Consider the following 23,864-nt stretch of genomic DNA (forward strand, 5'->3'; position numbering starts at 1 on the left):
TGTCGGTATTGCCTTCAATTTCTCCCGACCACAATCCGCGCACATCATTGATGGCGTCATAGGCTTGCTGTGGTGTTTTGTCAACTAAAAAAGAAACGCTGAAATCCTGATTATTCATGGCTTTATTGATTTATTAATCAAAGTTACAGCCTGATCTTCGGTTTAAGCATGTGCAAAATAGACTTTCTAACGGGTTGATTTGGACATGGCTAAATACCTATCTTTATTAAAAAATAATCTGATGAAACACATCACGATACTTGCTCCTGATGGACCAAACAATGCAAGCAGCGTAATAGGGGCATATAAAATAATGACAAGGGCCAACCTTTGCTGGACAGAGGCAGGCAAAAGAGAAGCATTTAAAATAGAAGTCGCCGGTATTTCGGAAAAGGTAGAATATTTTGACGGGCTGGTAACTATAAAGCCGCATATCCATATTTCGGATATCGCCAAAACTGACCTCGTTATTATTCCTTCGCTGAGCCATAATTATGAAAACGCGGTAAAGGGAAATCAGGCAATTGTTAGCTGGATAGCGGAGCAATATAAAAAGGGTGCCGAAATAGCAAGTATATGTTCGGGAGCGTTCCTTCTGGCATCAACTGGTTTATTGGATGGCAAGATCTGTTCAACCCATTGGATAGTTGCTGATAGTTTAAGAACGATGTTCCCGAAAGTAAACTTGCAAACCGATAAACTGATCACGGATGAGAATGGCATCTACACTAATGGGGGTGCTTATTCATTTTTGAATCTATTGATCTACCTGGTTGAAAAATATTTCGACAGGCAAACAGCTATTTATTGTTCTAAAGTTTTTCAGATCGAAATGGACAGGCAAAGTCAATCTGCATTCATCATATTTAAAGGGCAAAAGCAACATGGCGATGATTTGGTTAGAGAAGCGCAAACTTATATGGAAAACAACCTGCACGAAAAGATATCGGTTGAATACCTGTCATCTAAATTTGCTATTGGCAGGCGGCATTTCGACCGCAGATTTATCAAAGCCACCGGCAATACGCCGCTTGAATACTTGCAAAGGGTAAAGATCGAATCGGCCAAGCGGTCTTTCGAAAGCAGTCGTAAAACCGTTAATGAAGTAATGTATGATGTAGGCTATTCGGATGAGAAAGCTTTCCGCGAAGTATTCAGAAAAGTTACCGGTATGTCGCCGCTGGAGTACCGGGGAAGATATAATAAGGAAACCGCAGGCTGATACAAACTCATCAATATGTACACTTGCTCAATCTCAGCGTGTTGCGTGTTATTGTAACGTGAATGGTACATAACTTTTGCATAATGGTTTTCGTATGCAAGTTATATCATGAACGATCCGATCCGCATATTGCTTGTTGAAGACGAAGAGATCAACAATTACATTGCTACCAGGCTTATCCAAAAAGCCTTGCCTGGTGCAGAGGTAACCTCTTGCCTGCATGGTAAACAAGCTATTGACCTGTTATTGGAAATGAAACATGATGCTTCAAAATTACCCGATGTTATTCTGCTTGATATCAATATGCCGGTTATGAACGGATGGGAGTTTCTAGACGAATACACTCACCAAAACATCGATCCTGAAGGCAAATCTGCTATTTTTATTTTGTCTTCAACCGTTTTTAGCGAAGACATCAATCGTGCACGCGAATACCCGGAGGTAAAAGATTTTATCTGCAAGCCATTGGACGTAACCAAAATCCGTGAATTTTTTAACGCTAAGGAAGCAACAGTTTAGGATAATAATCAATTATTACCCCTTATTTTTTTGCAACTATGAAATTGATCACTGATCAATATTTGCTTGTCAGATCGGGAAACTCTATGATAAAGGTTGAACCTTTTTCAGGCTCGCTTTCTGCACTGATGGAACCGCCCATTGATTCAACCTGCATTTTCACCATGAAAAGCCCCATCCCTTTACCCTCAACATGAGTATCGAACCGTTTATACAAGCCGAACAGATTTTTAAGATTCTTTTCTTCAATACCTTTTCCATTGTCCTGGAATTTAATACAGGTGCCTCCTCCATCTGTTTTGTAACCTGATACAGTAATAACCGGATCTATACCTGGCCTGCGATATTTAATACCGTTCAGGATCAGGTTATAGAATATACTGTACAAATAGCTCTTGATACCGGCCATCTCTTCAACTTCACTGAAGTGATAAGAAACAATGGCGTGTTCGCTTTCAATTAAATGATTCAGACTGAGCGTGATATCAGCTATCAAAGCACGAAATGAGACTTGTTCGCTGCGTTCGTTGGCTTTGCTGCTTACTTCCAGGATATGGTTTAAATCGATAATTGTGCTGTCGAGCGTAGTAATTGCTGTATGCAGCGCCAGTTTGATCTCTTCATATTCAGTATCATCAAGGTCGAGCACATTCAGCAGATGGGAGAGCCCGATAATATTCGCTACCGGCGCCCGGAGATTATGCGAGACAATATAAGTGAATTGCTCCAGGTCTTTGTTACGCTGCACCAGGTCATTGGTAACCCGTACACGTTCCATGTCTGATAGCTTTCTTTCGGTGATGTCCTTAAAAGCCAGCAGGTAACCCATGTTTTCCTCATCTTCACCCATGACCCCTGCCCACCGTACATCGTACCACTTTTCGGTGCCATCGGCCAGTTCGTAGCTGGTTTCATAGCTCACCATTTCGTCATTTTTAGCTTTTTTGATCGCTTGCTGCATGCGCGGAACCCTGTTTTTGGGAAAATAGCTAAAAGCATAGCTGCCAGGTTTCAATTTTTTGCCGGATTGTTCCAGGCAAAGCTCACTTGCGCGGTTATTAAACGATATTATATGATGCCCGGCGTCGCAAAGCACATAGGCGATATCCGTGTTCTCGAAAATGGTTCTCAAATTGGCGTCTGCCCGGTGCCGTGATTGTTCATCCAACTTCCGTGAGGTGATATCGACATGCAGGATAACAGCGCCTTTCTGCGTCTTATCCGCCAAAGGAGCGGCTATGAGCTGGAACCATACTTTTTGCTGCTGTATGTTGCAGGAATATTCCATGGTAAAGGTTCTGGCAGCACCTGTAATTACCGACATTACACCACGAGTGATCTCCTTTCCGGTACCTGGATCTACACCTGTAGCTTTTTCAGAGATAGTCATATAATTATAGCCTATTCCATACCGGGGTATACCAAGATTGTTGGCATTGGTTAGTTTTCTCCAGGATTCGTTAACAGCTACGATCTTACAGTTTTCGTTAAGCAGGACCACATTTGCAGGAAGAGCATTAAGTATGCCTGTTTGCCGTTCGTGCGCTTCTTTCAATTCCTCTATTTTTTGTTCTACTTCAAGCTGGGCAAGTTTAGAACGGGTAATGTTCTGGCCAAAACCTATGATATAGCCTGGCTCATCCTGGCTATCCAATTCTAATTCCATCTGTGCATGCAGGTACCGGATATCGCCATCCTTACCAATGATGCGAAAATCGACTTCGGCAGGCTGTTTTTGTTCAACTGCATTAGTGAAATTGCTTTGCACTTCCGGAATGTCGTCAGGATGTATATTCTTGAAAAAATTCTCCTGTGATGGTTCAACCTCTCCCGGGGCATAACCCAGCAAAAGATAATAACCCTGCGACCATTCCAGCTTTCCGGTTTTAAGGTCAAGCCGCCAGGTTCCGAACCCGGCCAGCAATTCGGCTTTGCTAAACAACGCTTCACTCGCCACTACCCGGTTAAGGTAAAGCTGTGTTTGGGCATTAGACCGGTATTTTTCAACTGCATTGGTAACCGCACTGGGCAACCGTTGCAAACGGTCTTTTAATACATAGTCGCTCGCGCCTTCCATCATTACACTAACGGCGAATTCTTCAGAAACAGTAGAAGTGATCAGTATAAAAGGAATATTCCTACCGCTTGCCTTTAACAGGTTCAGCGCTTCGAGCGAATTGAACGTAGGTAATGAATGATCCGACAGGATAACATCTGGTTGAAAAACCTCAAGTGCTTCTATGTACTCCTGCCGGGTATCAACCAGGCATTTTTCAAAAGTAATGCCCGCCTTCTTTAACGCGCGGTCCACCAGTTCAGCATCGCTGTCAATATCCTCCAGGTGAAGTATTTTTAAACTGTGATCCATATATTAATCAATACCCTGATTTGTAATAAGCCAGTAAAAACCAAGTTCTGAAACGGCTTTGGCAAATCCTTCAAAATCGACAGGCTTAACCACGTAGCTGTTCACGCCAAGATCATAGCTGGTGATAATATCCTGTTCTTCTTTGGATGAAGTCATAATAACAACTGGAATTGTGCGTGTGGCCTCATTTGCTTTAAGCTGGCGCAGAACCTCAATCCCGTCTACTTTTGGCATTTTGATATCCAGCAAAATAACCTTTGGCCTGTTGCTGATATTCCGGTCCGCATATATCCCTCTTGCAAAAAGAAAATCAAGGGCTTCGGCTCCATCAGACACATGGATCAGACGATTGGCAAGATTAGATTTTTTTAAGGCCCGGATGGTCAGTTCTGCATCGTGCGGATTATCCTCGACCAATAAGATCTCCACTTTGTTGTCGTTCATATTATATTTTTTTAGGTAAATGAAAATAGAAAGTTGCTCCTTGTCCTTCCTTGCCTTCGGCACGCACTGTTCCATGATGTTTGTCGATGATCCGTTTTACAAGTGCCAAACCCACGCCTGTTCCCTCAAATTCTTCCTGCGAGTGCAGGCGCTGAAAAACGCCAAATAGCTTATCAGAATAAGCCATGTCAAAGCCGGCGCCATTGTCCTTTACGAAATAAACAGCATAATTATCATAATCTTCGCCCCCGATCCGGATCACAGGATGTTCCTTTTTTGATGAGTACTTGATAGCGTTGCTTACAAGGTTCATCAGAACCTGCCTGATCATACCTGCATCAGCTTCTACAGGAGGAAGGCCGGTTATTTGAATATCGTAATCTTTATCGTCTTCGTTTTGCAGTAATTCATTTACAACGGTGTGTGCCAGCCCCTGCATATCGACATGTGTTAGTGCCAGGTCCTTTTTACCTAACTTGGAAAAGGCCAGCAGATCGTCAATAAGCCGCCCCATCCGCGTAGCATTGGTGACGATGTTGTTAATGATCCGGTTTCCTTCTGCGTCGAATTGCGGACCATAATCTTCCTTCAACATAACAGCATACCCGTTAATTGCACGAAGCGGAGTTCTAAGGTCGTGTGATACGGAGTAGGAGAAAGCATCGAGCTCCTTGTTAGCACGCTCCAGTTGCCAGGTACGGTCCTGTACTTTTTGTTCCAGTCCCTGCCACATTAGGTAGATCTGGTTGGTCATCCGGTTAAAGGCTGCCGCCAGTTGCCCCAATTCATCATTTCCGGGTACATCGATAATTATTGGTTGCAGTTGTTCTCCCGGCATGGCTCTTGCTGCATCTGTCAACTCATTCAAGGGTTTCGTAATATCACGGCTTACAATACGTGCAGCAAGTATGCCTATAACCATTAATATTACGCCAAACAACAATATCCACGGAATAAGGCTTTGCGTGCCTTCGAGAATATTTTTTTCGGGGAATACGATAACTGCCAGCCATGGTGTATGGAAAACCGGTTGTGCTTTGGCATACAGCGTTCCGCTATCCTGGTCATTATATTCAATAAGTTCGTCCTGGTGCCCAATGTGAAGAGGTGGCCCTGATACAGGTTTTATCATATCAGTCCAGATACTTGCATCTGCATTACCCAAATAAAGGCGTGCACCGCTTCCCATCAATTGAGATAACTGGGCAACGGCCTGTGGCGTGGCATGAAGCAATTGCCAGATGACCAAATAACCGCAAAGTTTCCCATTATCGGAAACACCCGCTATTATCGGATAATAAAGTGAACCACTCGTGGCATAAAACCGACCAATCCGGCAGGAGTCTGGCATTGCGGGTGTAGATAATAATACCTCACTCAACGGGACAGGAACATGGACTGTAGATTTATTCGAGCGAAGTACTGTCTGCCTGTTCGTATCAATCAGCTCCACAGATACCCAGGTGCTGTCACGATGTAATTTATCCATCAGGTTAAGTGCATCAGCACGATATTGATCATTATGGGTACGGAGGTATGCTATAATACTTTTCTCAGCAGCGGTAGCACGGGTTGTTTTGCGTACACCTTGGGCCTGCTGTCCCAGCATACCACTAATCTGGTTGGCCAGCAGACTAATACGCACTTTCCCAATGGCAAGAGCCGCTTTCCTTAGGCTATAATAGTTCAGAAAACCATAAATGGTGATCGTAAAAAGCAGCAAACCGCAGATAAGAAGAGGCAGGCGTTGCCTGATAGACAATTTGCCAAGCAAAAGCCGGGTTCTTAAATTATGTACCATATTGTTCGGTCAGGGTAGGGGAACCCGGAAATAATTTGATAGTGTTTATAGGTATGGCACATTACGGCAGTGCCTTCGCCGTTGGCAGTTAAATAATCAGGGGATTGCAACAAATTTAACATTTATTGCCTTTTAATTAAACCGTGTTTTCACCCATTTTTAAATTGGGGGAGAGCTAATAGTTTTATGCAGGTGATGCGGTTTTTTGAGCCCTTGGTTACATAAACCAATAGGATAAAGAACTTATTTGTTAAATAATAAGCAATTGTTTTATTTGTTTTTACGAAAATAGAGAGGAATAGGTTTAACTAAATTTTATATTGCATATAGTTTAAGGCTGTTAACGATGTAAAAAAGTCGTTGCACCTTAGAGAGGGGTAAATAAATAATAAGCATGAAGAAATTTAATTTCTTCCCGCTTATACAGCCGGGCACGTCATTCTTTTACTCCTGTTCTCCACTCATTTGGCGTAACACCAAATTCCTGTTTGAAAACTCTCGCGAAATATCCCGGATCGTTGAAACCACAATCAATGGCAACGGAAGATATACTGACTTCGGTGTCCCGTAATAATTCCTTTGCTTTTTTTAACCTGATAATGCGGATAAACTTATTGGGGGGACAACCGGTGAGCGCATCAAGTTTTCGGTGTAACTTAGAGTGGCTCATAAATACTTCGCTACATAGCTGCTCTACACTAAAATCGGTCTCCGAAAGGTGAGTTTCTATGATCTTCCTGAGTTTGATTATAAATTTATCTTCAGATTCTGTGGCAATACTTTCAGGACTTATATCTGATCCAATTACTGCGGGCTGCGTATTGGAAAGCCCTGCTTTCTTCAAATAAAATAGTTGCAGCACTTTTCTAAGCTCAAGCAATTTGTTTACGCGTAGCTGTAATTCATCAGCGTTAAAGGGCTTTTCCAGGTAAGCATCGGCGCCTTTAGTTATCCCTTCCATTTTGCTTTCATGGTCGGCTTTTGCGGTAAGCATGATGACCGGAATATGGCTTGTATATTCACCCGATTTTATTTTATTTAATAATTCAAAACCGTCCAAGCGTGGCATCATCACGTCTGAGATTATTAAATCGGGTATAAGTTCGGCTGCCAGTTCAATTCCTTCTATTCCGTCTCTTGCTACTGCGAGCCGGTAACCGGGTAAACAAGATGCAGTATAAGCCACAACATCTGCATTGTCTTCCACTAATAATATTAGGGGTTTGTCATTATTTATTTTTGATGTTTCAGTGTAGTTGTGTTGCAGGTTATTTTCACTTAAAGAGATATTTTTCTCTTTTTCATTCAACCAGGGCTGTTCAATCATTTCGTAGCTCGCCTGCAGGCTTTCCAATGGCAGTTCTACGGTAAATTCTGTTCCTTTTTTTACACCAGGCGGCGGACTTTTTACTGAAATTTTACCCTGCATCAATTTCACCAATTCTTTTGTAAGCGCAAGGCCGATACCCGTGCCTTCTGTTGTCCGGCTGTTACCGGAATCAACCTGGTAAAAACGGTCAAAAATAAAAGGCAATTTATCTTCGGGGATGCCTGTTCCTGTATCCTTTATTTTTATGATAAAAAAACGGGTACTTTCATTTGCAGATGTATATTCCCAGAAATTTACCGAAATATAAATATTGCCCCCGGCCGGGGTAAACTTTAGTGCATTGGATAATAAATTTGAAATTATCTGGCGCATTTTCTCCGCATCATATTCCGTATAATAGTTTTCCAGTTCGGACAAAAAATGTAATTGTTTTTGCTGATTTTGCGCCAGCGAGTGAAAGGATTCGACGATATACCGTAAAAAAGTAATTAAATCTCCTTTGATGTAGTTGAGTGCCATTTTGCCGCTTTGCAATTTCGACAGGTCCAGCATACTGTTGACAAGATTTAATAAACTTTGGCCGTTTCTGATAATCATTTCTGTGCCGGTTTTTAAATCCTTTGCATGGTCCGACGCTAGGCTTCTGGCCATCCCTAAAATCACGGTAAGCGGCGTTCTGAATTCATGGCTGATGTTGGCGTAAAACCGGGTTTTAGCCAGGTCCAGCTCTTGTATCCGCCTGGTTTCGGCCTGCTCAAAACTCAGCTGGGTTTTTAACCGGGTACGGTTATTCATAAATCTCAGTGCGGCGCGAATGACCAGGATCAGGATAATAAGATAACAAATATAAGCCGCCCAGGTGCGCCACCATGGGGGGGCAATATAAATATAGATCGTTTTTACCTTGTCGCTCCATGTGCCCGATGTATTGCTGGCATTTACCTTAAAGGTGTAGCTTCCGGGTGCAAGGTTGGTGTAGCTGGCCAGGTTTTGTGTGCCGGAGTTATTCCATTTTTTGTCAACGCCGGTCAGCATGAAACGGTATTGAAGCTTTTCGGGGTCATTGTATTCCAGTCCGGCAAAATGAAAAGTCAGAAAATTCAAATCGAAGGGCAGAGATAAGGTATCGATATCTGAAACTGGTCTATCCTGCCGGTCAGTATAAGTTGAAAGCTCATTGTCATTAACCTGGATGCCGGTGACAGCGACGGGAGTTTTATAGTTGTCGAGCCTGATGGAATCGGGACAGAACAAGGTCGCTCCGTTTGTCCCGCCAAAGGCAATGTGTCCGTCGGGCAATGCAAGAAATTGATAACGGTTAAATTCGTTGCCCTGTAAACCATCTTTTTTGAAAAAGGAAAGCAATACCTTACCATTAACCGGATCGAATTTAAAAATACCCTTATTACTGCTGCACCATAGATAACCGTGTTTGTCGGGCACTATGGCGTAAACCGTATTGTTGGGTAAGCCGTCCTTTTCGGTCAGCGGGGTTGCCGTTCCCTTAGCCATGTCAAACTTTATAAGCCCGGTTCCACGTGTGGACACCCAAAGGATGTTTTTTTTAAATGGATCACGGACTGCCATAAGCAGTGTGGTTCGGCGAAAAACAGCAGCGCCGGGTTGATCTTTATAAAGAACCGACTGTTTTGTTTGCGGGTCGTAAAACTGGAGGGCATCCGGATACACCACGCATAATTTATCATCAACCGCAAGAAGATATGCAGCATGCTCGCCTTTTGGCGCAATGCAAACACTGTCTGCGAACCTGTTATTTTTGATGTCCACCTTAGCCAACTGATCAGGACCAAACCAGGTCGTTAATGTTGCCCAGCAACGATTGTGCTTGTCGAAGGCAAAATTCGATATATAAAGAGCAGTATCTGGTGCGCCCGGTAGCTTTATGTTGCGGATGGAGAGTTTTCCGCCCGATACTGTTACAAAGCCGGTTCGCGTTAGCTTTTGACCATCAATATGGTGATAAGGTAATCGTGTCAGCCAAATGGCTCCGCTGGTGTCCCTGGCCCAACGGCTCATGTAGGCCATATAGGTTTCCATATCGTTTTTATCGACCCGGGCCCTGCATGACTGGAGTATAATGTCAAAAAAAGTACCGAAGTTGTACTTGTAGGAGCCAAAACCCGAATTATTCAGATTAATAAGCCGTACTCCGAAAGTGTCTGTACCCACCCAAATGATATTGGACCGGTCAATCCTGGCGTTGATAAAATTGTTTTTTGTATCATTGATCCAAATGGGTAAAAAGTTGTAGTTCTTATCGATACGGTACACCGCTTTCCCCGAAAAAAAATATAAAAACCCGTCCTGTCCGGGCTCAAAATAGACAATATTGCCCGCTATGCCATCCGGGATGGGGATTTTCTGCCAGCTATCACCCGGGATGTTATATATCCAGGCCTCGCGCCCGTTATAGCATAAAAGCCGCCCTTTTTCAATGGCTTTTATATAACGAAATTCCCAAAAAGGTTGGTTAGGAGACGGTATAGCCAACCCTGATGGCAATGTGCAGATTCTTTTTAGCGGCTGATGATCAACGGAGACGTAAAGTGACCGGTTGCCGGTTACCCAAAGGTTATTATCCTGGTCGATCCCCATATCCATTGGAAACTCGCCGCCCGGTAGCTTCAATTCAACCGCTTTTTCATCCTTCCACGAAAAATATCTTAGCTTCCTTTTTGAGGCCTGGTTATTGACGGACAGAATGTAGATACGATTGCGGTTATCTTCACATATACCATCATACGCACCTGAACGTTCCTCAGTCAACCAGGCAAACGCCTTTTCCTGCGAAACGTGCCGCGTCTTTTCGGTAACCGGGTCAAAAAGGTCGCGCTGGCCATTATCATATTGAAGCCATATATGGTTTTCATTATCTAGAACAATCCTGTCAATAATATTTGAGGCAAGCGAAGCAGGTACGGCCTCATCATGGCGAAAATTCTTAAAAGTGCGGCCATCATAACGGGCAAGTCCGTCCGGAGTGCTTATCCAGATAAACCCTTTTGCATCCTGCACAACACCGGTAATAAAACCCTGCGGCAGCCCGTCATCAGTTGTTAACGCCTTTATTTTATCAGGTGGAACCAATTGGGCCAGGGCAAAGGAATAGGTGAGTAAAATAATCAGGGTAAAAAATAGATATCGCAGGGGTTGCATCGGCTAAAACTCGCCATTTTAGTGGCCTACCTAAATTAATCACTTTTTTGCCAAATCAACCGGGCAGGAAAAAAAAGACCAAAAAATCCCATTGCTGCACAATTTGTCCTGACAATGGATTTAAATATACAATAACCTGACCGAATACTACTAACGCTAATATCCTGTTTGTTAGCAACTTAGGTAAGGTATTTAAACATTGATCCTGATCATGACCCCCATCAAAATCACTGCCCTTGTTTTGGGTTTATTTATCGCCACAAATAACCTGATGGCGCAAGACAACTACTCCCTTTCAACTCAAACAGTCACCATTAATGGCACATCGAACCTTCATAACTGGAGTGAAAGGGTTGAAAAAATTTCTGGCAAGGGAGATGTAAAGCAAGCCTCCGATAAAAGCATTTCACTCGAAACGCTTAACATAATAGTACAGGTAAATTCAATCAAAAGTGACGAATCGGGGATGATCACCAGAACCTACAAAGCATTAAAAGGTGATAAATATCCTGAAATTACCCTTACGCTTACTGAACCTGTCGCTAATATTCCGTATGGTGCGAATGCCTATCCGGTATCTGCAAAAGGACGCCTCACCATCGCCGGGGTAACCAGGCCAATAATAATCCCGGTGAAGATCACTTGTAACGGAGACAAAAAAATAATTATAGACGGAGTACAGCAGATAAAAATGACCGACTATGGAATTGACCCCCCGACAGCGCTTTTGGGAATGTTAAAGACCAGGGATATCGTCACTATAAATTTTAAAACAAGCTTTTCATCACTTAACTAATAACAATCTAAATCCACCTCAATCACACTTTTAAATCAAGACATGAAAAAAACTTTTACTTTACTTAGTAGATCATTAACGATTATATTTCTCTGTGCCGGGTTCACTGCCATGGCCCAGGAGAATGGAATGCAGTTTTACAGGCCAAATAACCAGCATGGCATAAACGTGTTTGAGACCACCAAGAAAGACTCGGTTCCTTTTAAAGGATTAAAAGTAAAGATTGGCGGTAATTTTGAACTGACTTACCAGGCATTAAACCAACAGAATACTGCATTGCCGTTAACTCCTCAAGGATTTACATCGAGTATAAATACACTGCTACCCATTACGCATGCATTCCAGTTGCCACAGGCAAACCTGGTTTTTGACATCCAGTTAGCTGACGGCGTACGTATGAACCTGACATCGTACCTGGCCACAAGACATCATGAAAACACCTGGGTAAAGGGAGGATACATCCAATTTGATAAGTTGCCATTTTTTCATAGTGATATCATCGATAATATAATGAAATATGTCACTATTAATATCGGCCAGAATGACATCGATTATGGCGACCAGCACTTTCGCAGGACTGACGGCGGCAATACCATATTCAACCCATTTATTGAAAACTATATCATGGACGAATTTGCGACAGAACTGGGCGCAGAAGTTTATTACCATAGCCCATCCGGCTTTTTCCTGATGGGGGGCGTTACCGACGGGGAACTGGATCAAACCGTTACTGCAGGTACTACAACCGTTTTACAAGGAACTACGGTAGCTACAGTATATAATGCTGTCGACTCGGCAACACACAAGTTAAATAAATATGATCCTGCCTTTCTTGGCAAGATCGGTTTTGATAAGCAATTGAATAAGGACTTCAGGTTGAGAATTACAGGCTCTGTTTATACAGTAAACAGTTCGCAGAACAACAGCCTTTTTTTTGGGGACCGTACAGGATCGCATTATTTTAATGTTTTAGAAAGCGCGGCTATATCCCAGGCAACAGTACTTGCAAACGTGCAGGCGGACCAATACGACTACTATCCATGGACAGCGAGATTAAACCCTGCGTTTACAGAAGAGGTTCACACTTATATGGGCAACTTGTTTCTGAAATACAAGGGCCTGGAATTCTTCGGTACGATTGAAAGGGCCCATGGGAGAGCCATTTCGGAAGCAACTAACCGCCAGGCAACTCAGTATGCCGCCGATCTGATATACCGTTTCCCTGAAGACAAGCAAAATTTTTGGGTCGGCTTTCGCTACAATACCGTAACCGCATTGCTGCAAGGCAGCACGACTAATATTAAGGTTAACCGCGAGGCGGGTTCGATAGGGTGGTTCCTAACTAAAAATATTATGGCAAAGGCCGAATATGTTAACCAGGAGTATTTGAACTATTCCCCCTACAATATCCTGAATGGGGCAAAGTTTCATGGGGTTTCCCTGGAGGCGTCCATAGCATTTTAGTGCCTGATTGTTGCTAACAGCTTAGCTGTAAGTGTTTATTGAGTGAAAGATTTGATGCATGTTTTACAATGAAATTTCTTAAAATTTTGGTGCTCACGGCCTTTCTGTTTGTTAATGGAAGCTATGTTAACGCTCAAAGCAACTATTCACTTTGCAGTTACCTGGCCACTATTAAGGGAACCTCAAATTTTAATGCCTGGAAAGAAAGAATAGAAAAAATTTTTGGAAGCGGAGAGGTGAGAAAGAATTTGGATAAAAGCTTCACGCTGCAAGTGTTTAAAATAGTAATGCAGGTAAATTCCATAAAATGCGATGAATACCCTATTCTGAACAGTAGCACCCGTAAAGCTTTGAAAGCAGATAAATTTCCGGAAATAACATTTATTCTGGACGAACCAATCGCTAATATTTGTTGTGGATTAAGCCCCTACTCAATAATGGCCAGCGGGCGCCTTACCATTGCGGGCGTTACGCGGGAAGTAACAATGCCTATGAAAATTACTTTTAGTGAAGATAAGAAAATGATGATAGACGGTACGTACGAAGTAAAAATGACTGATTATGGCATTGCCCCTCCGAGCGTTCTTTGGGGAATTGTAAAAGCAAAAGATTTAATTACTATCAGCTTCACAACCACATTTTTGGCTAATAACAGGATCATTGCCAGTAATTGATTAATCCCATGTCTTAAAAATTATCGAATCACTTTTTGCTTAAGGCCAATAGGTTAAGTGTTTATCATATGATGTAGCCGTAAACAAAAAAAGAGACATTCAAATTTGAATATCTCCTTTTCGTGATCCTGCTGGGATTCTGTTTCATATCATTTGGTGCTTTAAATGCACGTTTTTATCATCTTTTATCAAAGCAGGGCACCAATTTGGGCACCAGTTATTTTGACACGATTTAATTAGATTTAATTAATGTTTCTTATTCCCTTATCAAAGATATAATTAATCTAAGAGATATACAAGGAGGTTGCGTTCATACTTGTACACTTCAATAATTTTATTCCCCCAAAGTCAGCATCACTCTGAACTCCGACCATTCACCTTCCTTACTTTCCCGCATCAAGTGTCCCCTGTGTCCTTTTACGACTATATTATAACTGGGTGATAAACGTTCATTGCCTGTTTAGCTGTCTTTCCCGAGAGCCTATCGTGATGGGTTCCTCTAAAAATAATATGTGTTAAATCTTGTAAATCACTAAAAGAAAATCGTTATTATGATAGTCAATATCATTTCTGTCCCGAAATGAGCGATGGTTGGAAAGATGAGGTTGCCTGACCTCTCTTTCAGCCATGTAAAAGCCAGTGCTGAAATAAAAAATGTCCTGAAAAAGCTGAAGGCATCGAAAGTGAATCTAAATTGATAATTTACCATCAGTCCATGCTCAAACCCAAATAAAAGGCAGACCAAGAGCATACCTGGGCCAATCTTGGCATTGAAAAAAAGCCATTCTTTTGAAAAAATATGATCAAGTAACAACAGCAGTATTCCTCGTTCCATGAGTTCTTCTGAAAAATCAGGTAATACTGTAGTATTCCAAAGGATATCATCTGTGCTCATTGAATGAGGTAATTTTCCCTGAAAAAGGAATGAACCTGCACAAATGACAAAAAGATAACCTGCAGTAAAGACCAAACATGGTCTAAAGGAAGCAGGTAGGAAAGTTGTGGTAAGGCCTACCTTTGCAGATGACAACCTATTTTTGAAGACTGCAATACATCCGAATGCAAATAGCGTTGCAAAAATTTTTCCGCTCCAATTCCATCGTGAATTAACAAATTGAAGTTCTTGAAAATTGCGTGGCAGGTTTAAAAGAAATGCGTAGCCAATGGCTGTGAAAGCAAGTAACAGAAAATTTGCGTCAATCTTAACGCGGGTAAAGAATATTGCAAAAAGTGTGACCAGCAAAAAAATACATGTTGGGACAACAGCTGATAACAAATGCATGACTAAATTTAGTAATTCCCACAATATGTCGAATAGATTATCTTCATATACGTTATATACCGTTAATTTATTCCGGCAGAGGAGGGAAATGACTAATTTTTTTAAAATGCACTTTGAAATACAAAGTACTTTTATGTATCTTTGTGAGATAATTAAAAATGATGATTATGAGCATGTTGACATTACACCCGCTTTCCCCAAAACGGTTTTTTAAACCCGCATTGATAGGAGCGGGTATCGGCTTGGCCGTAATGGCCTTATTTCTGTCGCAGAACGACGGCGGCAAACCAGAGTGGGGGCCTTACTGGATGCTGCGGCCTCTATTGGTGGTTACGGTCGCAACTGCCTTGGGCGGCGCGGCCTTTCAATTCTTCCGGACGTTGGTAAAACAACCGGTTTGGGCGAAGGTGTCACTGACTAGCTTCGGCCTGCTGATCTTTGTTATATCTTTATGGTTAGGTTCGGTTTTGGGTCTGGCTGGCACTTATTGGAATTGATCGTATTATTAAAAATTTAGATATGGCTGCACACACTGTTGATTTTTACTTCCACTCGAGAAAGGTTTCGCTGATCCTGCTGGCAGTAACAGCTTTCATTTTTTCCAGGATACTGTTCGTATTTTTCCATGACGCTGAAGGGCCAAATCCGGTTGTTATTACAGGCTTTGTATCCGTCGTTTATGTTTCATCGATCCTAGCATATCTTTTTGTGCCATTGCGCATAAGGGGTGTCATCAGACTTTCTGCGACAATAGTTATCCAGTTGTTAGCGGTTATTGCGCTTTATATTTTGATGAAGTGACGGATCGACCGCAAAAGTTTGACCAGTCCTACTGTGATCAGTCCGCCCAGCAAACAGGCCGCAATTTCTTTGAAGAAGGCCGGCAATACCGGAAAAAGGTCATTAAGGAATCCCAACTGGTGGATCAGGATACCGCCAGACACGAGCACCAAAGCCAGCGTTCCCGCCAGACCGAGAAAGCGGATGACGACAGGCAGCGCCTTAACCAGTAATCGGCCCATATGGACCGGGAAAACTTTATTGCCCGAAGCGCGCATCAGCCTGTAACCCGCGTCATCCATGCGGACGATGAGCGCAACGATGCCGTAGACACCGATAGTCGCCAGCAATGCAGTCAGTGAGACAGTCGTGACCCGGATTAATAAAGGCGCATCCAATACAGTGCCTAAAGCAATGATCACGATCTCGATCGACAGGATAAAATCGGTCGCGATAGCTGAGCGGATCTTTACCTGTTCCGGAAGGTGGCTGATTGGCCAAAAGTACTAGTCGGCGTTACGCCCAATTGTATTGTGTTCACCCGAAGGGTCGGTTTCCTCATTATCCGGCCAATGAAAAAAGAGCTGGACCTGAAATTCTATTCCGCAGTGCGCAGTGGGAAGGAAACTAAACTATAGCAAGTCACTTGATGATTCGCATGGTCTCTGAATGAAGCCGGAAGGAACCCGGTTGCCGATGCTGTTTGAGGATTTACTCCTTGGCTGTAAAGACTTTCAAGGTACGACCCCTAAAGGGCGATGCCTGATTTCGGAAACCACAGCAGAACGCTATGCGGCCACCGGCAGGGCAACAAAGAAAGTTGCTCCTTCCCCTTCATTACTGTTTAACCATATCCGGCCCTTATTTGCTTTGACAAAGTCCTTGACCAGCATTAGGCCCAGGCCGCTGCCTTTCTCCCTGCGGGTACCGAAATTTACTTTCATAATGCTGGTCTGGAATAATTCCTGTTGTTTTTTGTTAATACCGACGCCGTTATCCTGAATAGCAAAAATTGCTTCTGTATGATCCGCTGACAGTACCGCGCTGACAGCAACTGCTCCGTTTTCATGGCTGAATTTGATAGCGTTAGCCATAAGGTTTCTAATGATGAGCTCAAAATGGTCCGCATCTACCAGTATCCTTAAATTATCGCTGACTAAACTATTTAAACGAATACCTTTCTGAGCAGCCTGCCATGACAGCAGGTCAAAACAGCGGGTTACCGCATCGACCGGATTCAGTTCAACAGCCTTGGCGCTAACGCCCTGTAGCTGAGCACGTCCCCATTCGAAAAGCGCCTGTAAAAGTTCAAGTGACGCAGCCATTTGCTTATGCAGGTCCGATATCATACTACGTATTTCCTGCTCCGTAAAGTGTTCGGTTTCCATCAGTTCGAAAAGCTGGACCGCGCTGCTGGCTGGACCCTTCAAGTCGTGGCCGATCACGGAGAATAAAGTGTCCTTTACACGGTTGGAAGCCGCTAACTGCCTGTTTAATTGTTTTATTTTTTTTAAATAGAGCCATATGAACAATAGAATGAGAGCAATAGCAACTAAAATGATGATCCCGATGTTGAGTTCCTTCTTTACAAGCTTATCGGTCGCCTGCAGATGTCCGATCCTTTCCAGCGAACGTTCGAGGGCATAGCTGCTGTCGAGCGCTGCAATATCCTTTACCGTATCGGCACGCAATAAGCTGTCGAGCAGGTGGTGCTGGTCCTGTAGCGCATCCATAGCTTCCCGGTAATTGTTTTCCTGCCTGTAAACGTCCGCTAATGCTTCATAGATACTTTCCTCAAGTTTCGGTTCATGCAGCTGTTTGGCGATCAGCAAAGCGCTCTGCAAGTCCTTAAGGCTGCCCCTGGTATTCTGCTTCTTTAAAATTCCAGCAATGTTGATCAACGCTTTTGCCTGCTCCTCCGGCTGGTTATACCGTTTGGCTTCAGTCAGTGCCTTTTTATAAAGCATTAATGCGCGATTTTGCATTCCCTCTTTTTGATAAACCTTTCCTTCTTCGTCGATCAGGTCGACTTCAGTATCCCGCCGGCCAATACTTCCGCTATCGCGAACGCCCTCCTGCAAATAGTGCAGGGCCGATTGATGGTCGCCTTTTTTCAGGTACAGGTTCCCGATATTTTCCAGTAAAACAAAGTAATCTTCATTCTTCTGCCTGCGCCGCTCATACAGGGCGAGGGCTCGCAAATAATAGTTAAGCGCTTTCACGGTTTCTCCTTTTTCTTCGAAAACGCGGCCGAGACCCGCGTAAGTCTCCAGCACACCGGAGCTATCATGGCTGTCTCGGTAATACTTCATCGCCTGGTTAAGATCATCCCAGGCTGATACCGGTCCTTCATTAGCTGTATCTAAAAAGCCGATAGTATCATAGGCACGGGCCATCCCTTCGGTATCATGCAGGTTGCGGAAAATATTCAGCGCTTCGTTACAGAATTTGCGGGCCAGGTCGGGATGATGGTGCATGGCATTGATTTTACCGAGTTCGAGCAGCAAAGCGCCCTGCGCCGCCTCGTCGTTCCTGTTTTCAGCCTCTTGCAAGCCTGCATTGATCCAATGTACCGCCGAGTCAGGCTGGTTTTCAGCATAGCTGCGGCTAAGCTCCAGGTAGAGGTCGGTCTTTTCCTTGCCCCTGGCATTATTCAGCCGCTTCAGCAGTATGCCGGCGTTTTGCGCAAAGACCATTGAGGGTAGCAGGAACAAGACAAGTAATAGCCAGCGCGGACACATGATCATAATAAAATGGAGGTATACGGAATAGGCTCCAGAAGGTTTAATTAATGGTTAGTTTATTTCGTTTTGGTTATATTGTGCTGGGCCAGATTTCGGCCCTGCCTCTAACCTTTCTTTGATTAATACAATCCCATGCCCCATTTGGCCGATCAGGCGTAAACACATACGGATCGTGGTAGGAAAGGCAAAAACAAATTTGATGTTCCGCGATCGGTTTCAGGCATTATTGTTAAATTTAGGTTTCGAAATGATTAGTTATGGACCACCCTCAAAACGAAAGCAGCCCGGATAAGGAGCGGATCGACATCAGCGACGCAGATCAGTTAACCTATTGGACGGATAAATTTGACACGACCAAAGTCCGGTTAAAGGCGGTCGTAAATGCAGTGGGCCCATCGGTAAAAGATGTGGAGGCCTACTTAAGAAAAAATAATCGGAATACCTGAGCTGTCCGGAGATGACTGGACGATAGCGGACAAAAGGTGTATCACTACCGTGCATTATTGTATAATTCCTTTTGCCAATTAATTGAAAAACAATATGTTATGGTCATGGTATTTTTTTTGATGATGGGTTACCATGAAAAGATTACATGCCTGCGCTTTTGGCCTCGTTTTTCTGCTTTTCTCAAACCTGTCAATGGCTCAATCGCGATTGAAGGATACTTTGATTGATGTCGGCGGTTATGCGCTGCACTTTGTGATAAAAGAAGGGAAGGGAACCCCTATTCTTTTGAAGCAGGCGGCGGTGACGACGCATCTGCCTGGAAAAACATTCTAGCACCGCTCTCGCAAATTACCAACGCGCCTTTAATTACCTATGACAGGCCCGGTTTTGGGAAAAGCGGCCTGGACACCATTGATCACGGGATCAATCATACTATCGACGGGTTAGAAATCGCATTAAGAAAATTAGGTTTTACCGGCAGCATCATGTGTGTTGCACACTCCCAGGGTGGCATTTATGCACAGGTTTTTGCCTACCGGCACCCGGACCTGGTAAAATTTGCTGTCATGATCGACGCAACGACCGCCTGTTTTTATCAGCCGTCGCGACTCACCGCGACACAGCATTCCATTGATCAGGGAAATCAAAAGATCAGGTATACACACCCCGGTTCTTATTTCCAGGGCGCTGACTTTAGTCGTAATATTGAGGTAGCGCGCCGGTCGCCTTTTCCCGCCACGATACCCATCATAGATTTTGTTTCTGATAAGCCTCCTTTTGCCGACTCCGCAGAAATTGCCGACTGGAAGCGGTGTCACCGGGAATTTGTTGCCGAAGCAGGCAACCGTACGGGCATCACCGCCCGGGGTTGCGGTCATTATATTTTTGCGGATAACTCGCCCCTTGTGATCCTGGCCATCGCCAAAGCCTATGCAGGGATGGTGGATGAAGTCCGGGTGAATAAGATCAGGCAGCAGATTGTTGATTATGCGTTACAGGCTGCCAATGAATCCAAGGGCCAGGAACTGGCTTACAGGCATTCCGAAGATGACATCAATACATGGGGCTACCAACTGTTGCAGGCAAGGGATTTCAAGAAAGCGGTTGAAGTATTTAAATTGAATGTTTCCCTCCACCCCTCCAGTTGGAATGCCTATGACAGCTATGGCGAAGCCTTATTGAAAATTGGTGATAAATCGGAAGCCTTGAAAATGTATCGCAAATCGGTTGAGTTAAATCCGAATAATGAACATGGTAAGCAAGTACTGCATGACACTACCGCTAATTAACGCCCGACTTTGATATTTTTTGCACCATTGCAACGAGTACCGATTGGCAACGTCATATAGAACACACGAACAGCAGTTGCAACCCTTTTTACCCCATATCACCCCATTTGAACTGGCCTCACTGGGGAGTTTGTTCACCGGGATCGTGTTTGCGCTGCTTTTAGGATTTGCCAAAAAGCGGGATCAAAAAGCCAACCTGTTCTTGAGCCTGGCATTGGTCGCAACGGTTTTGAAGACAGGTGGGCTTACACCTTTATTGCTACCGGCGCTGGGGCCGCTATTATATTTTTACATACGGCAGTTAACATCTCCGGATCGGCGGTTCCGCTGGAAGGACATGCTGCATTTTTGCTCCCTGTTCGTGGGATTTTGGATGCCGGCCTGGCTGGCTTTAATTTTGGTCATTATCTATTTGTACCTGTCTCATCGGTTGATACAAAACTTCTATAGGCGGCTCCGGCCGATACTGATGGACCGCCCGCGGTTTGCTTTCCGGCGGCTGGACAGGGCTTTGCTCCTACTGGGCTTGTCGTGCGGGTTATCGCTGTTTAATTATATTTTTCTTTTTGCCATCGTCTTTGTACTGATAGGAATGGCAGCCGAAGCGATCCTGAAATCGGACACTGATGTCCAACTGTCTATGCCAACTGACAGGTCGGATGCAAGAGAAAAAGGCCGAGGGCTGAATGAAGTGGTAGCGGCAAACCGCCTCTACGAGGATGCTGAACTGACGTTGACCTCATTGGCAGTGAAACTATCAATCCACCCCCATGATCTGTCCCGGATCATTAATGTGGGGCTTGAAAAGAACTTCAGTGATTTTATTAACGAATTCCGGGTCAGGGAAGTCGCACGAAAAATGAGTGAGGCCGCTTATGACCGGCTCACACTGCTGGGGATCGCATACGAATCCGGATTCAATTCAGAAAGAACTTTCCAACGTGTTTTCAAGGAACTGACGGGCAAAACGCCTTCGGAATACAAAAACGGATTGAAAAAAGGGCCGCCAATTGATAAGTTGGCGGGTTTGCCGCGAATACGGCCGGTACTATTGCGTTCAGAAAGTCCACCAACCTGGGCTCTGGAAAAATCAAAACGCAATTATATGTTCAGGAATTATTTAAAGATCGCATACAGGAACCTGGTCAAAAATAAGCCCGCCGCTGTCATTAATATCGGCGGCCTGGCTGTGGGTATGGCCGTCGCTATGCTGATCGGTTTATGGATCTGGGATGAGTTATCCTTCGATAAATACCATCAGCATTATAACCGCATTGCCCAGGTGATGCAGAACAAAACTTACAATGGCGCGGTAACGACCAGCAAAGCCACCTCACTGCCGGTGGAAGAAGCCTTGCGAAAAACTTATGGAAGCGACCTGAAGCATACAGGTGTTACGTTCTGGACCCAAAACCACGTGTTAACGGTCGGCGACAAAAAACTGGAATTCCCGGGTACTTATGCCACGACGGAAATACCCGAAATGTTCTCGCTTAAAATGTGCAAAGGTTCACGTGATGCCCTAAAAGATCCGTCGTCCCTGATCATTTCACAGTCCGTCGCCAAAGCCTTGTTCGGCAACACCGATGCAATGGGAAAAATGATCAGGTTTGACGACCAGGCCAGTTTAGCGGTCGCAGGTGTTTACGAGGATCTGCCGTCTAATACGACCATTCATGATATGGATTTTCTGGTATCATGGGGGTACTTCACCGCCAGCCAGGAATGGCTGAAAAGGGCAGCCGTTGTATGGGGTGAAGATTCCTTCCCGGTATATGTGCAGGTAGCCGATCACGTGGATATGGAGGCGTTTTCAAAAAAAATAAAAGATATTAAGCTTAAAAGCGGCGATCCTGCAGAAGTCAAATTAAAACCACAGCTATTTCTTCAGCCGATGAGCAAATGGCATTTGTGCTCGCAATTTAGAAATGGTGTCAATACAGGCGGAGCTATTGAGTACGTTTGGCTTTTCGGTATTACCGGGATATTTGTATTGTTGCTTGCTTGTATCAACTTTATGAATTTAAGTACGGCACGCAGTGAAAAACGGGCCAAAGAAGTAGGTATACGCAAAGCGGTCGGATCTTTACGGGGGCAGTTGATCGGGCAATTCTTTTTGGAATCCTTGTTGATCGCGGTCCTGGCTTTTGGACTTTCGCTTATCCTGGTGTGGCTTGCTCTGCCTTTTTTTAATGAGGTGGCTTATAAGCAAATGCACATTTTATGGGACCAGCCGCTTTTCTGGGTAATGGCACTCGGCTTTACGTTATTTACCGGGTTGATAGCCGGCAGTTACCCTGCCTTATACCTGTCCGCTTTCCAGCCGGTTAAAGTACTGAAGGGTACATTCAAAGCAGGGCCTGCAGCCGCTATTCCGCGCAAAGTGCTGGTCGTACTCCAATTTACCGTTTCCGTCATCCTGATCGTGGGTACTATTGTTGTTTTTAACCAGGTACAGTTTGCAAAGAACCGCCCGGTAGGCTATACCAGGGCCGGGCTGATCCAAACGGGTACCGCCCACCACCTGCTGGAAGATCATTTTAGCGCCCTGCGGGAGGACCTGATCAGGTTTGGTGCCGTAACTGAGGTAACCGAGTCATCCAGCACCACGACAGAGATACACAATAACAAATCAGATGTCAGCTGGACCGGAAAGGACCCGTCGCTGGCGGTCGACTTTGCAATGATTCGGGTAAGTACGCAATATGGCAAAACATTAGGCTGGCAGTTTACGGACGGCCGGGACTTTTCGACCAAATTTCTCACGGATTCTTCGGGCGTTGTGCTGAACGAAGCGGCCGTAAAATATATGAACCTGAAAAATCCGGTTGGCAAAACCGTGAATTTTAACGGTGCCAACTATCATATTATCGGCGTGGTCAAAGATATGGTAATGAGCTCACCGTACGAGCCTGCCAAACAAACCATCTTTTACCTCGCCGCTGAACAGTTTGATGCCGTTATTCTCAAAATCAACCCGGCGATAAACGTGCACGATGCGCTCAAAAAAATTGAGGCTATTTATAAAACTTACGCACCGTCCGTTCCATTTTCGTATCAGTTTGTTGACGATGAATATGCCAAAAAATTCGCCAATGAAGAACGTATCGGCAAGCTGGCCAGTTCATTCGCAGCGCTGGCCATTTTTATCAGTTGCCTGGGCTTATTTGGCATGGCAGCTTTCATGGCTGAGCAGCGGGTCAAGGAGATCGGCGTGCGCAAAGTGCTGGGTGCTTCTGTTTTCAATTTATGGCGGTTGATGTCCATGGATTTCGTGGTGTTGGTGTTGATCGCTTCGGTTATCGCAGCACCGGTTGCCTGGCTGTCTATGCACGAATGGTTGAAAAACTTCACTTACCGCACCGTGCTCTCCTGGTGGATATTCGCCGGAACTGCGGCCGGGGCAGTGGTCATCACTTTGCTTACGGTAAGTTATCAAAGCATAAAGGCCGGATTAGCCAACCCGGTAAAGAGTTTGAGAAGTGAGTAAGGTTGCGCAAGTTTATCCGATTTTAATTATCAAAGAA

At 44.3% G+C, this 23,864-nt stretch carries 18 protein-coding genes; 11 read left to right on the top strand and 7 right to left on the bottom strand.

The features are described from left to right. The first annotated feature begins 241 nt into the window (after window positions 1–241). Together VIM89_RS04765 and VIM89_RS04770 are read left to right on the top strand one after the other, a co-directional pair. Complete coding sequence (locus tag VIM89_RS04765) at window positions 242–1,222, top strand: GlxA family transcriptional regulator (protein WP_488154987.1); 981 nt, start codon at window positions 242–244, stop codon at window positions 1,220–1,222. Between the two features lie 108 nt (window positions 1,223–1,330). After that, window positions 1,331–1,741, top strand: coding sequence for a response regulator (locus VIM89_RS04770; protein WP_488154988.1), 411 nt, complete (start codon window positions 1,331–1,333; stop codon window positions 1,739–1,741). A 55-nt stretch (window positions 1,742–1,796) separates the two neighbouring features. On the opposite strand, the gene VIM89_RS04775 is transcribed toward VIM89_RS04770, so the two are convergent. The 4 genes from VIM89_RS04775 to VIM89_RS04790 form a co-directional block, all read right to left on the bottom strand. After that, a complete protein-coding gene (locus VIM89_RS04775) occupies window positions 1,797–4,109 on the bottom strand; it encodes a PAS domain-containing sensor histidine kinase (RefSeq protein WP_488154989.1) in 2,313 nt (770 codons plus the stop codon). Window positions 4,110–4,112: 3 nt separating this feature from the next. Beyond that, the gene (locus VIM89_RS04780; RefSeq protein ID WP_488154990.1) at window positions 4,113–4,553 is read right to left on the bottom strand and encodes a response regulator; all 441 of its coding nucleotides are present in this window, start codon (window positions 4,551–4,553) and stop codon (window positions 4,113–4,115) included. Between the two features lies 1 nt (window position 4,554). Then, on the bottom strand, window positions 4,555–6,354 hold the full coding sequence (locus tag VIM89_RS04785) for a sensor histidine kinase (protein WP_488154991.1): 1,800 nt from the start codon (window positions 6,352–6,354) through the stop codon (window positions 4,555–4,557). Window positions 6,355–6,790: 436 nt separating this feature from the next. Continuing rightward, window positions 6,791–10,861 carry a hybrid sensor histidine kinase/response regulator transcription factor gene (locus VIM89_RS04790; RefSeq protein WP_488154992.1) on the bottom strand — a complete coding sequence of 1,357 codons (4,071 nt, stop codon included), beginning with the start codon at window positions 10,859–10,861 and terminating at the stop codon, window positions 6,791–6,793. A gap of 211 nt (window positions 10,862–11,072) precedes the next feature. Between VIM89_RS04790 and VIM89_RS04795 the strand changes: the two genes are divergently transcribed. The 3 genes from VIM89_RS04795 (at window position 11,073) to VIM89_RS04805 (ending at window position 13,795) form a co-directional block, all read left to right on the top strand. Further along, a complete protein-coding gene (locus tag VIM89_RS04795) occupies window positions 11,073–11,657 on the top strand; it encodes a YceI family protein (protein ID WP_488154993.1) in 585 nt (194 codons plus the stop codon). A gap of 42 nt (window positions 11,658–11,699) precedes the next feature. Beyond that, entirely contained in the window at window positions 11,700–13,121 is a 1,422-nt protein-coding gene (locus VIM89_RS04800; protein ID WP_488154994.1) for a hypothetical protein, read from the top strand. A 68-nt stretch (window positions 13,122–13,189) separates the two neighbouring features. Beyond that, window positions 13,190–13,795, top strand: coding sequence for a YceI family protein (locus VIM89_RS04805; protein ID WP_488154995.1), 606 nt, complete (start codon window positions 13,190–13,192; stop codon window positions 13,793–13,795). A 532-nt stretch (window positions 13,796–14,327) separates the two neighbouring features. Here the strand turns inward: VIM89_RS04805 and VIM89_RS04810 are convergent. Next, window positions 14,328–15,077, bottom strand: a complete 750-nt coding sequence (locus VIM89_RS04810) for a CPBP family glutamic-type intramembrane protease (protein ID WP_488154996.1) — start codon at window positions 15,075–15,077, stop codon at window positions 14,328–14,330. Window positions 15,078–15,244: 167 nt separating this feature from the next. On the opposite strand from VIM89_RS04810, the gene VIM89_RS04815 reads away from it, so the two are divergent. Continuing rightward, a complete protein-coding gene (locus VIM89_RS04815) occupies window positions 15,245–15,574 on the top strand; it encodes a hypothetical protein (RefSeq protein WP_488154997.1) in 330 nt (109 codons plus the stop codon). Between the two features lie 22 nt (window positions 15,575–15,596). Next, the gene (locus VIM89_RS04820) at window positions 15,597–15,878 is read left to right on the top strand and encodes a hypothetical protein (RefSeq protein WP_488154998.1); all 282 of its coding nucleotides are present in this window, start codon (window positions 15,597–15,599) and stop codon (window positions 15,876–15,878) included. Here the strand turns inward: VIM89_RS04820 and VIM89_RS04825 are convergent. Next, the gene (locus VIM89_RS04825) at window positions 15,860–16,351 is read right to left on the bottom strand and encodes a DUF808 family protein (RefSeq protein WP_488155013.1); all 492 of its coding nucleotides are present in this window, start codon (window positions 16,349–16,351) and stop codon (window positions 15,860–15,862) included. The genes VIM89_RS04820 and VIM89_RS04825 overlap by 19 nt on opposite strands. Window positions 16,352–16,645: 294 nt before the next feature. Beyond that, a complete protein-coding gene (locus VIM89_RS04830; RefSeq protein WP_488154999.1) occupies window positions 16,646–18,604 on the bottom strand; it encodes a tetratricopeptide repeat-containing sensor histidine kinase in 1,959 nt (652 codons plus the stop codon). 254 nt (window positions 18,605–18,858) lie between these two features. On the opposite strand from VIM89_RS04830, the gene VIM89_RS04835 reads away from it, so the two are divergent. The 4 genes from VIM89_RS04835 to VIM89_RS04850 all read left to right on the top strand — a co-directional run bounded on the left by VIM89_RS04835 (window position 18,859) and on the right by VIM89_RS04850 (window position 23,827). Then, entirely contained in the window at window positions 18,859–19,047 is a 189-nt protein-coding gene (locus VIM89_RS04835; protein WP_488155000.1) for a DUF3606 domain-containing protein, read from the top strand. 133 nt (window positions 19,048–19,180) lie between these two features. Further along, the gene (locus VIM89_RS04840) at window positions 19,181–19,381 is read left to right on the top strand and encodes a hypothetical protein (RefSeq protein WP_488155001.1); all 201 of its coding nucleotides are present in this window, start codon (window positions 19,181–19,183) and stop codon (window positions 19,379–19,381) included. A gap of 14 nt (window positions 19,382–19,395) precedes the next feature. Further along, on the top strand, window positions 19,396–20,337 hold the full coding sequence (locus VIM89_RS04845; protein ID WP_488155014.1) for an alpha/beta fold hydrolase: 942 nt from the start codon (window positions 19,396–19,398) through the stop codon (window positions 20,335–20,337). Window positions 20,338–20,380: 43 nt separating this feature from the next. Then, window positions 20,381–23,827: an ABC transporter permease gene (locus tag VIM89_RS04850; RefSeq protein WP_488155002.1), complete on the top strand. Its 3,447-nt coding sequence runs from the start codon at window positions 20,381–20,383 to the stop codon at window positions 23,825–23,827. Window positions 23,828–23,864: the final 37 nt, after the last annotated feature.

The organism is Mucilaginibacter sp. (genome assembly GCF_036568825.1).
Lineage (GTDB): Bacteria > Bacteroidota > Bacteroidia > Sphingobacteriales > Sphingobacteriaceae > Mucilaginibacter.

What these genes read in the sequence shown, in the direction of transcription:
- VIM89_RS04765 (WP_488154987.1), top strand. Translation starts at nt 242, where the DNA reads ATGAAACACATCACGATACTTGCTCCTGATGGACCAAACAATGCAAGC.
- VIM89_RS04830 (WP_488154999.1), bottom strand. Translation starts at nt 18,604, where the DNA reads ATGATCATGTGTCCGCGCTGGCTATTACTTGTCTTGTTCCTGCTACCC.
- VIM89_RS04780 (WP_488154990.1), bottom strand. Translation starts at nt 4,553, where the DNA reads ATGAACGACAACAAAGTGGAGATCTTATTGGTCGAGGATAATCCGCAC.
- VIM89_RS04790 (WP_488154992.1), bottom strand. Translation starts at nt 10,861, where the DNA reads ATGCAACCCCTGCGATATCTATTTTTTACCCTGATTATTTTACTCACC.
- VIM89_RS04810 (WP_488154996.1), bottom strand. Translation starts at nt 15,077, where the DNA reads ATGCATTTGTTATCAGCTGTTGTCCCAACATGTATTTTTTTGCTGGTC.
- VIM89_RS04840 (WP_488155001.1), top strand. Translation starts at nt 19,181, where the DNA reads ATGAAAAGATTACATGCCTGCGCTTTTGGCCTCGTTTTTCTGCTTTTC.
- VIM89_RS04800 (WP_488154994.1), top strand. Translation starts at nt 11,700, where the DNA reads ATGAAAAAAACTTTTACTTTACTTAGTAGATCATTAACGATTATATTT.
- VIM89_RS04775 (WP_488154989.1), bottom strand. Translation starts at nt 4,109, where the DNA reads ATGGATCACAGTTTAAAAATACTTCACCTGGAGGATATTGACAGCGAT.
- VIM89_RS04820 (WP_488154998.1), top strand. Translation starts at nt 15,597, where the DNA reads ATGGCTGCACACACTGTTGATTTTTACTTCCACTCGAGAAAGGTTTCG.
- VIM89_RS04805 (WP_488154995.1), top strand. Translation starts at nt 13,190, where the DNA reads ATGAAATTTCTTAAAATTTTGGTGCTCACGGCCTTTCTGTTTGTTAAT.
- VIM89_RS04770 (WP_488154988.1), top strand. Translation starts at nt 1,331, where the DNA reads ATGAACGATCCGATCCGCATATTGCTTGTTGAAGACGAAGAGATCAAC.
- VIM89_RS04795 (WP_488154993.1), top strand. Translation starts at nt 11,073, where the DNA reads ATGACCCCCATCAAAATCACTGCCCTTGTTTTGGGTTTATTTATCGCC.
- VIM89_RS04815 (WP_488154997.1), top strand. Translation starts at nt 15,245, where the DNA reads ATGAGCATGTTGACATTACACCCGCTTTCCCCAAAACGGTTTTTTAAA.
- VIM89_RS04835 (WP_488155000.1), top strand. Translation starts at nt 18,859, where the DNA reads ATGGACCACCCTCAAAACGAAAGCAGCCCGGATAAGGAGCGGATCGAC.
- VIM89_RS04785 (WP_488154991.1), bottom strand. Translation starts at nt 6,354, where the DNA reads ATGGTACATAATTTAAGAACCCGGCTTTTGCTTGGCAAATTGTCTATC.